Origin of the sequence: Thermoleptolyngbya sp. M55_K2018_002 (assembly GCF_015295965.1) — a bacterium.
Classification (GTDB): Bacteria; Cyanobacteriota; Cyanobacteriia; order Elainellales; family Elainellaceae; genus Thermoleptolyngbya; species Thermoleptolyngbya sichuanensis.
In genome coordinates this window covers 1-8917 of sequence record NZ_DVEA01000098.1, presented here as the reverse complement: position 1 = coordinate 8917, position 8917 = coordinate 1, and the positions used below count along the sequence as shown (strand labels likewise).

Genomic DNA, 8917 nt, shown 5'->3' with positions numbered 1-8917 from the left:
TTGCGAAAGGCACTGGGCTGAATCTCCAGGCTGAGCAGGCTGCCCGCTTGACTAATCCGCACGCGGTTTTGGCCAGGTACGCTGGAGAGCGTTACCATGCCCCCCGGCGCGGAGGCGGTGCCTGTGTTGACCACAGTGCCGCCCAGCAGAGTCAGGTGGTTGCCCGGTGCAACGGCCAGGTCGCCTGCATTCACAATGGCCCCCGGCTGGGCCATGGCAAAGGCAAAGTTTTGTGGATTCCCCACCAGCGCATCGTAGTTTGCGTCGCCCACGGCGCTAAACCAGCCGTTGGCAAAGCCAATGCCGCTGGCGGTGGTGGCGGTAAAGGAACCCGCTAGATCCAGCCGCGCATTGCGTCCAAAAATTACGCCTGCCGGATTCATCAGGTACAGGTTGGCATTGCTGCCCGATACGCGCAAAATGCCGTCGATCAGCGAGGCGCTGCCGCCATTGACGCGGGCGAGGATGTTGCGAACCTCCCGCGTAGAGAGGAAATTGGCAATTTCGCCCTGGCTCAGCCCAAACTGGCGGAAGGTGTGGAACAGGTTGCGACCATCGCGCGATCGCCGCCCGCCGGAGATATCCAGCCGATTGCCCTGGCGCGTGACGCGGGTGTTCCGAGCAGGCTGCACGGACTGGGAGACCGATTGAGCCAGTACGGCTTGGTTGATACCTGACCCCACCAGCAAGAGCGTGGCCAGCGTTGCCGCTGCGGTTTTAGCTGCCGCCGTGCCGCCATAGACTGCCGCCCCACGTCCCTGCCGAGCCTGTGCTGCACACCTTTGGGCGCTCTCCAGCGAACTGCCGGTCGATCTGTCATCCCGCACCAGCCCTTCAAAATCGGGGGCGGCTGGCTGATGCACGGGGGCGATCGCCTTGGTTGAATGGCGATCGCTATCATCGCAAGGCAAAACCACAGAGGGGCGGGGCATAGGGCAATTGCCTCAAATGCTGGGTGAATGCTGGGTGAACTGCTGAATCCAGGCTTGAATCCAGGCTGTCCACACGTTACGCCAGGGTTTTGCTGGATGACTATGGGCGATCGCAAAACTTAACCCAGGGATTGAAGAACCCAGGGATTGAAGATAGGCAGTTGAACCTTGTCCCTGACCCAGCGCGTCCATCACTATCGTCAACTATCGTCAGCAATCCAAAATCCAAAACCCAAAATCCAAAACCCAAAATCCAAAACCTAAAAACTTCCGTGGATCAACAAAACTCTCAGAGCAATTCTGGTAGGTTTGGAGTCAAATTTGGCGTTGCATCGGCCCAACGCAGTCAAAACTATCTGACTGGCATACGTTCTCACAAAAGTCTCACGTAAGTTTTGGAACCCTTCTGAACCCCTATGGCAACCTCCACCCCCAAGCTGATTCTAGACACCGACCCCGGCGGCGACGATAGCCTCGCGTTTCTCTGGCTGCTGAGCCTGGTTAAACAGGGACTCGCAGAACTTGTGGCTGTGACCGCAGTGGATGGCAATGTCCACGCACGGCTGACCTTTGCAGCGGCGGCGAAACTGCTGGCGCTGTGCGGCTATGAATCGATTGAGGTAGCGCGGGGCGTGATTGGCGGTTCGGAGGGTGATGCCGAAGATGCGGGCGATATCCACGGCGCAGACGGCATGGGCAACCTGTCGCACACGCTGCCGGAACCCGCCCAGAGCTATGAAGCGGCCCGCTATTCAGACGAGGTGCTGATCGAAAAGCTGAAGCAGGCTCCAGGAGAAATCACGATCATCGCCATTGGCCCACTCACCAACCTGGCCGCCGCCGAGAAAAAGTCGCCCGGTGTGCTAAAGCTGGCAAAAGAAATCGTCATCATGGGCGGCGCGTTTGCGGCTCCGGGCAACATCACGCCGGAAGCCGAGTTCAACATTGCCTACGATCCAGAGGCGGCGCAGTTGGTCTTTGCGACTTGCGACAATCTGATCGTGCTGCCGCTGGACGTGACGCGCCATGTGGTGTTTACGCCAGCGATGGCAGGGCAAGTAATGGAGGTCGCGCCGACCAGCCCGATTTCTAAATTTGTGATGGGCTTGTGCAAATTCATGGTGGGCACGGCGCTAGCGTTTCGCGAAACCGAGGGGCAGCAGGGCTTTTTGGTGCATGATGCCTCGACGCTGGCGTATTTGTTCTATCCCGAAACGCTGCGCTTTCGCCGGGGGCAGGTAGAAATCGAAATCCTGGGACAATGGACACGGGGCAAGACGCTGCTAGACAATCGCCATAAGGTGAAACCGGGTGCGAACGCTTGGGTAGCGACAGAGATTGACAGCGTGAATTTGCTGGCGCTGATGATTGAGGATTTGAAAGTCTTGGTTAAGGATTGACGCTGCGGATCGTCGCCACTAGTAGTTGCTGCCAGGATGCACGGTTGCTCCTGCGGCGGATAGTCGCAGCGGATAGTCGCAGCGGATAGTCGCAGCAAATACTGGCGGCGAATACTGGCGGCGAATACTGGCGGCTGATATCAGGGGTTTGCAGTCTGCGGACTTGCAGTCTGCCTAGCACTTCCGGGCGAGGGATGGGGAAGGGAGGCTGCTGCTGAGCAAATCTCGCAGCCCGCGCAGGGGTGCAACCAAGCGTCGGCTCAGGGCTGGCGGGCAGAGCAGTAGCGCTCCCTGTGCTAGCCCCTTGAGTGAGAGTCGGTTTCGCCAGCCGTAGCCCGCTGAGCAATAGACCTGCAAGGCAGAGAGGCGATCGCCCAAGGAGAGCCAGCAGTTGACCGCTGGGGTGGCGTATTTTTGCAACTGCACCAGGCGGACTGGCTCCAGTTCTCTCGGCAGGCTTACCCGCCGCAGCAGGTCAAAGGTGAGGTGCGTATAGTTTTGGGTGGCGGTGATGGATTCGTCCGTGGCGCGATAGCTGGCTGTGTACTCATCTAGAAAATAGAACGCTTCGGACACTGCCGCCAGCCGCAGCCCAAAGTCGAGGTCGCAGGCGCTGCCCACCTCGGCCCGATCTCGATAGCCGACCTGACGGGCGATCGCCGTTTTCACCATAAACCCGTCGTTGGGAAACTGCGCCACCAGCGCCGACTCCATCGGGCAAGATTGCCGCCCCGCCCGCGCCGCGACTCGGCGATATTTCGCGTTTAGCGCCAGGGAGGCTGAAAGGTCTACACGCCCTTGGTGATCCATCCAATACTGCTTGCCAAAAGCCGCGCTGATGGATGGATCGGCCTCGAAGCAGGCCGCAAGTTTGGCGATCGCCTCCGGCAAGAGCAAATCATCATCATGCAGCAAAATCAGCAAGTCGCCTGTGGCCAGATGAAAGAGCTGGTTAACGTTCCTGGCCTGGCGGAGTGCGGGCTTGTTGCGGACGTAGCGCACCTTTTGGTTGGCAATCCAGTCTGCCAGCGCTTGCTTCGTCAGGTCATCAGGAGAATCGTCGCTCACCCAAACTTCCAGGTTGGGATACTCTTGCTCCAGCGCAGACCTCACCGCTTCGCACACCAGATCGGGGCGGCGATAGGTGGGAATGCAGACAGAAACAGAAGAGGGCATAGTGGGTAGAGATCCCTGCTGAGGTGGTGTTGCCGCTGGTGTCGAGTGCTACCATGCAAATCCTGCTAAGAGTTTAATGGAAACTTGCCCGATGGGATAGTTCGCTAAAGCATGGTTTTGGCATTGGGGCGATCGCCCATACAGCGCGAATTTGCGGTATGCAGCGATCCGGTATTTGCAGGGCGTTTGGGACTAGAATTTTACCTGGGATAACGTTGGCCCGTGTTTATCTAGGACTAGGTATCTGGGGCTTAGTATCCAGGATTTAGCGATCCAGCGCGATCCAGCTTAGTAATCGAACTCTTAGAGGATGTTTGAAAAGTCCTACTGTTTGTAGCAAAGCGTGCAAGATCCCCCTAAATCCCCTAAAAAGGGGGACTTTAAGGCGATTTCTCCCCTTTTTAAGGGAGGCTAAGGGGGAATCTCTGAGTGCTTAACATTACAGGCGATACCTTTTCAAACACCCTCTTAGTCATCTCATTGGGAATATCACAGGTTTAGTCCATGACTGCTGCTCTTCCTTCACAATCTGCCCCGCTGCCGCTGACTTCGCGGTTGGTCAATGTGATTTTGTCAATCAAGCCCCTGGCGCTGTTGGCCAAGCACAACGCCCGCAACATGATGATTAAGCGGGCAGAGGCGATCGGCGTGTACTGGCGGCAGGAAGTGCAGGCGCTGCGGGCGCGGGGCGAGGGCACGACCTTTTCGCCAGCCTGGGAAGAAGACCTGGCGGCGGTGCAAAATCCCGATTTGGTGTATCCCGACTACTACTGCTGTTCTTTCCATGCCTACGAAGAGGGCAACCTGGGCTGGGAGCCTGCGATGGAGGTGGAAGTAGCAGCCCACGCGGTTCACGCCCGCATCTGGCCCGATGGCGGCGCAGAGGGCGATACGCGGCTCCGCCAGAGCTTTTTGAACCTTTTGAAAGAGCAAGGCCCGGAAGATCCTCAGGCCATTCTGGATCTGGGATGCAGCGTGGGCATGAGTACCTTTGCGCTGCAATCCCTCTATCCGCAGGCGGCGTTGACGGGGGTGGATCTGTCGCCCTACTTTTTGGCGATCGCCCACCACCGGGCCCGCACGGGTCGCCAGCCCAACAGCCTGCACACGCTGCAAGTCATGGGGCCAAAACCCGATGCGCCTGCGCCCCGCTGGCTGCACGCCGCCGCAGAAGAGACGGGCTTGCCCGATGCCTCCTTCGATCTGGTGTCTGCGTTTTTGATTTTCCATGAACTGCCCCAGTCTGCGGCAGTGCAGATTTTGCAGGAGGCGCGGCGCGTGCTGCGGCCCGGCGGCACGTTTGCCCTGATGGACATGAACCCCCGCTCGGAAATCTACGCCAAGATGCCGCCCTACATTTTGACCTTGCTGAAAAGCACCGAGCCATACCTGGATCAATACTTTTCGCTCGATCTGGAGCAAGCCCTAGTCGAAGCAGGCTTCGAGCCGCCCACCATCACCTGCAACACGCCGCGCCACCGCACGGTGATCGCCCGCGCCCGCTAGGTCTTCAGCCCCAAGGTTTAGGACCGTCGAGGTGAATTGGCTGAATTTCTGCCTTTTGTGAGAGCGCGGTCAACCCCTTGCTGTATCGTCGGGTCGAGGAAAAATCAGAACCGCCCAAGCATACTGAAATTGGGCATACTGGTGAGTAGCGCTGGTGCATCAGGCAAGCCATAGGCTGGTTGCGCTGGATTAGCTGTTCGCGAGTCTGCCCAAAATTTTGGAAACATGAGCGATCGCCCAATGGGGGCTTCTGATGACAAAACCTAACGCTTCTGCAAAATTGGCTGGGGTGCCCAAGTCGCCCGAAGAAATTCAGCGCGAAAAGCAGCGGATGTACGACGTGCTGTTCCTGCTGGAGCAGTTGTTTCATCGGGAAGAGGCGACCGTCAAGCTGGTTCTGGGCTGTCTGTATGACGTGGGCGCAGTGAACCTAATTAACCAGAAGCTGACCTTTCGCCCGCTAAACCGTTTAGGCAAGGGCACGGCGCGATTGTCGAAACCGCTCTTTACGGCGATCGCCATCCGCTGGTTTCACAAAAATGTCCCCCACCTTTTGACGGAATGGCTGCACAGCAAGGTTCAATTTGAGCCAGAGGAGCCAGTGAAACCCGCAGCCGAAGCGGTCAAGGCAGAACTGCAAGAGACTGCAACGGCGGCAAACGCTGAGGTGGTGCAGCCCGCTGCGGTGGCTCCGGATCAAACGGCCCTGCTGTCCGAAGGCTCTGCGCCGCTGCTCCAGCCCATCTCGCCTGATGAAGCAACCTACAGCCCCGTGGCGCTGGAGTTGCAGCCCAGGGAGTTGCAGACGAACCAGACAAACCAGGCGAACCAGACGAACGGCAAAGCGGCGATCGCCCAATCTGCCCAGCCCATCGCGCCGATGACTCAGAACGGCACGCTGCACCTGGTAGCTGATGCGTCCCCCATCACTCGCCCGGTTGAGCATTCCACCGTTGTTGCTTCCGTTGCGCCTGTAGCGCCTGTTGTAGCGGCTTCCTCGATCTCGCTCCAGGAGTCCGAAATGATGCCCCGCACGGCGGCACTGGCGGTGATGGAGGACTATCGTCAGGAGATTGCCCGACTGCGATCGCGCGTGAATTATTTGGCGATCGCCTTGATCAGCGTCAGCGGCATCCTCACGAGCGCCCTCCTGTGGGTTGCGACGAACCCCCCTGGCAATACAGTCGAAGCCGAAACCCGCCCGCAGCCTGTGCTGACCCAGCCCGCCATTGGCAGCGGCGCAGCAGAGTAGGAAATGAGAGTAGAGAGGGAGCTATACCTTTGCCAGCGCTGGCTCCTCTGCCTGCGATAACCCGCTCTGCTGCACAGGCAGCCCGTAGACCTCGGCGGAGTTGTTCGGGCTTTCGATTAGCTTGACTTTGTGCAGCTTTGCGCCAATTGCCCGAATCGGGTCTTCCAGCAGGTCGCGAATATGGACAGCGATGTTCTCCGCTGTAGGCACGACCTTTGCAAAATAGGGAATGTCGTGGTTCAAAAACGTGTGATCAAACGGTTCCACAACATGTTCATCGACCGCCTTCTGAAAGGCAACCAGATCGGCGATCATGCCCGTGCGCGGATCAATCTCGCCCTTAATCGTCACTTCTAGGTGATAGTTGTGGCCATGACCGTGAATTCGGGCGCACTTGCCGTAGATTTCTGAGTTCTGCTCTAGGGTAAGGTGCGGCAGCGCCAGACGATGTGCCGCGCTGAAGTGGGTGCTGATCGTGAGGTAGGCTTCCATGTCGTTTCCTGTGTAGTCGGCCCAGAGTTCGGGATGTTCAAAAAGCTGAATGTTGATGATGGGCAAGTGGGGCGCGAGGCGATGCCAGATGACCCGCGCAATATTTTCCGTCGTGGGCAAGGTCTGCTGAAACTCGTCCCACACGTCGTTGAGATAGGCAAAGTTAAGCTGGCTCGTCACTTCTCGCTTAATCACCTGCTTCACATCCGACAGGTTTAGCACCATGCCATAGTCATCTAGCTCGCCCTCCATTGCTACGTACAGCATGTAGTTGTGCCCGTGTCCTGGGGCCTGGGCGCATAGCCCAAACTGTTGTCGATTCTCGTCTTCGCTTAGCTCCGGTAGCCAATAGCGATGGCTAGCCGAAAACTCAGCCCGACGATTGATGATGCATTTCATAGAAAAGCTGCTGGTAGAAAAGCCGCTGGACAGTTGTAACGTTCTGTAAAGATACTAGCGTTTCGCCTGGGCGGATGGGGGCGGGAGAGCGGCGTTAAAACGCTGAAGCCTGTGTCTGGAGCGTTCCGCTACCCTTCTTCTAGCCAAAGCTCGTCGCTGGCATGATGCACCGTTTTTACCCACTTCAGGCGCTTGGGACGAATGGACATGCGGAGGGTGGTGCTGGCTACGATCGCCAGCCAGTGGAGCATGTAAATCGCGCCGTGCAAGGTTTGCAGCAGGAGTGAAAAACCGGGGTGGGTGCGGCCGCGGCGCACGTCTTCCAGTTCTGCTTTGGCTTCGGTGCGGGTCTGGAAGCGACGCAGGCCGATCATCATGCCCACCATCGACATGACCAGCGTGAACCCGGTGAGCGGGCCAAAGATGGGAAGACGACTGCGGGCGATCGCCATCAGCAGATCCGGCAGCGCTGCCGTCGGCATGATGTACTGAAACATGAAGAACGTCAGCAGATCCATCGTCTTGCGAGTGCCCATGCGGTTGCGAACGATCCAGCGCCAGTAGTCGAGGTAGCGCTGATAGCCGCCCTCCGCCCAGCGGTTGCGCTGATGCCACAGCCCGCCCAAGCGCGTTACGCCTTGCTCTTGCACCGCAGGCATGGGCAAAAAGTCAATGTCCCATCCGTCTAGGTGTAGGCGAATGGTCAGATCCAGGTCATCGGTAATGGTTTCTTCGTTCCATGCGCCGCAGCGTTCTAGCGCCGCCCGCCGCACAAACTGACCGTTGCCGCGCAGTTCGCCAATGCCGCCTACTGCAATTCGCTGCTGCTGGTAATACGCATCTAGCGCCATTTCAGCAACCTGGCCCTGAATCCAGAAATTCCCTGAATCGGGATGGTTGGTGGCCTGGGCGATCGCCTTTCGCACCTGCACTGCGCCTACCCGCGCCGACTGGAACAAGGGCAGCACCCGCCGTAGCAGATCCGCAGGCACGTCCGCATCAGCATCAAACACGCCAAAGATTTCGCCCTTTGCCAGCGCACAGACCTGGTTTAATGCGCCCGACTTGCCACCGCTGGCCTCGGCTCCGCGCCGCAGCACTTTCAGTTGGGGATACTCACTTTTCAACTTGTCCAACACTTGGGGCGTGCGATCGGTGCTGTGGTCATCCACCACCCAGAGTTCATAGCGACTGGCTGGATAGTCGATTTCACACAGCGCCCGCACCAAGGGCCCAATCACGCCCTCCTCGTTCTTGGCCGCCACCATCAGCGATACGAAGGGCAGATCCGCCGAGTTGTCGCTGGTCAGCGGGTGGGGCAGGGGGCGGGGACGGGCCGCCATCAGCCGCAAGATGTGAACCCCCATCAATGCCGTTAGACCATACACCACCCACGCCCCCCAGGAAACGAGATGGAGGGCGATCGTGCTGCTCCACACAATTGTCATTGCCAGGGCTGCTTTGCCCCTGCGTCCCGCCAGCCCGCGATAAAACTGCGACTGCGGATCGTCTGCATCGGACAAGTCAGACACGATGGCATGAATCGGCTCTAGCTCATCGTATTCGTCGTCATACCAGGACTGCTGCGGCATAGGTTCACCCTTTGACGGCTTCCGTCATGATGCAGAGGTCTAAATCGGTCAAATCTAAATCTGGGAAATTCTAAATCTGGGAAATTCTAAATCTGGAAAGAATTTAGATCCGGCAAACTAAAAGGAATCGAATCAAGAAAAATAACGCGATTGCAACGTTCACGCTGC

Annotated in this window: 7 protein-coding genes; 3 read left to right on the top strand and 4 right to left on the bottom strand. The window is 58.2% G+C overall.

From position 1 onward, the window contains the following. Positions 1-932, bottom strand: a 932-nt coding sequence (locus IGS51_RS05135; RefSeq protein WP_297076755.1) for a filamentous hemagglutinin N-terminal domain-containing protein, incomplete at its 3' end; no start/stop codon positions are given. Positions 933-1348: 416 nt separating this feature from the next. Here IGS51_RS05135 and IGS51_RS05130 point away from each other — a divergent pair. Continuing rightward, positions 1349-2332, top strand: coding sequence for a nucleoside hydrolase (locus tag IGS51_RS05130; protein WP_297076752.1), 984 nt, complete (start codon positions 1349-1351; stop codon positions 2330-2332). A 174-nt stretch (positions 2333-2506) separates the two neighbouring features. Here IGS51_RS05130 and IGS51_RS05125 read toward each other — a convergent pair whose 3' ends face one another. After that, complete coding sequence (locus IGS51_RS05125) at positions 2507-3508, bottom strand: glycosyltransferase family 2 protein (protein ID WP_297076750.1); 1002 nt, start codon at positions 3506-3508, stop codon at positions 2507-2509. A 504-nt stretch (positions 3509-4012) separates the two neighbouring features. Between IGS51_RS05125 and IGS51_RS05120 the strand changes: the two genes are divergently transcribed. Together IGS51_RS05120 and IGS51_RS05115 are read left to right on the top strand one after the other, a co-directional pair. After that, entirely contained in the window at positions 4013-5014 is a 1002-nt protein-coding gene (locus IGS51_RS05120; protein WP_297076747.1) for a class I SAM-dependent methyltransferase, read from the top strand. Positions 5015-5267: 253 nt separating this feature from the next. Further along, positions 5268-6266, top strand: coding sequence for a hypothetical protein (locus IGS51_RS05115; RefSeq protein ID WP_297076744.1), 999 nt, complete (start codon positions 5268-5270; stop codon positions 6264-6266). Between the two features lie 21 nt (positions 6267-6287). Here IGS51_RS05115 and IGS51_RS05110 read toward each other — a convergent pair whose 3' ends face one another. After that, entirely contained in the window at positions 6288-7157 is an 870-nt protein-coding gene (locus IGS51_RS05110) for a 6-carboxytetrahydropterin synthase (RefSeq protein WP_297076742.1), read from the bottom strand. A gap of 128 nt (positions 7158-7285) precedes the next feature. After that, a complete protein-coding gene (locus IGS51_RS05105; protein WP_297076739.1) occupies positions 7286-8749 on the bottom strand; it encodes a glycosyltransferase family 2 protein in 1464 nt (487 codons plus the stop codon). Positions 8750-8917: the final 168 nt, after the last annotated feature.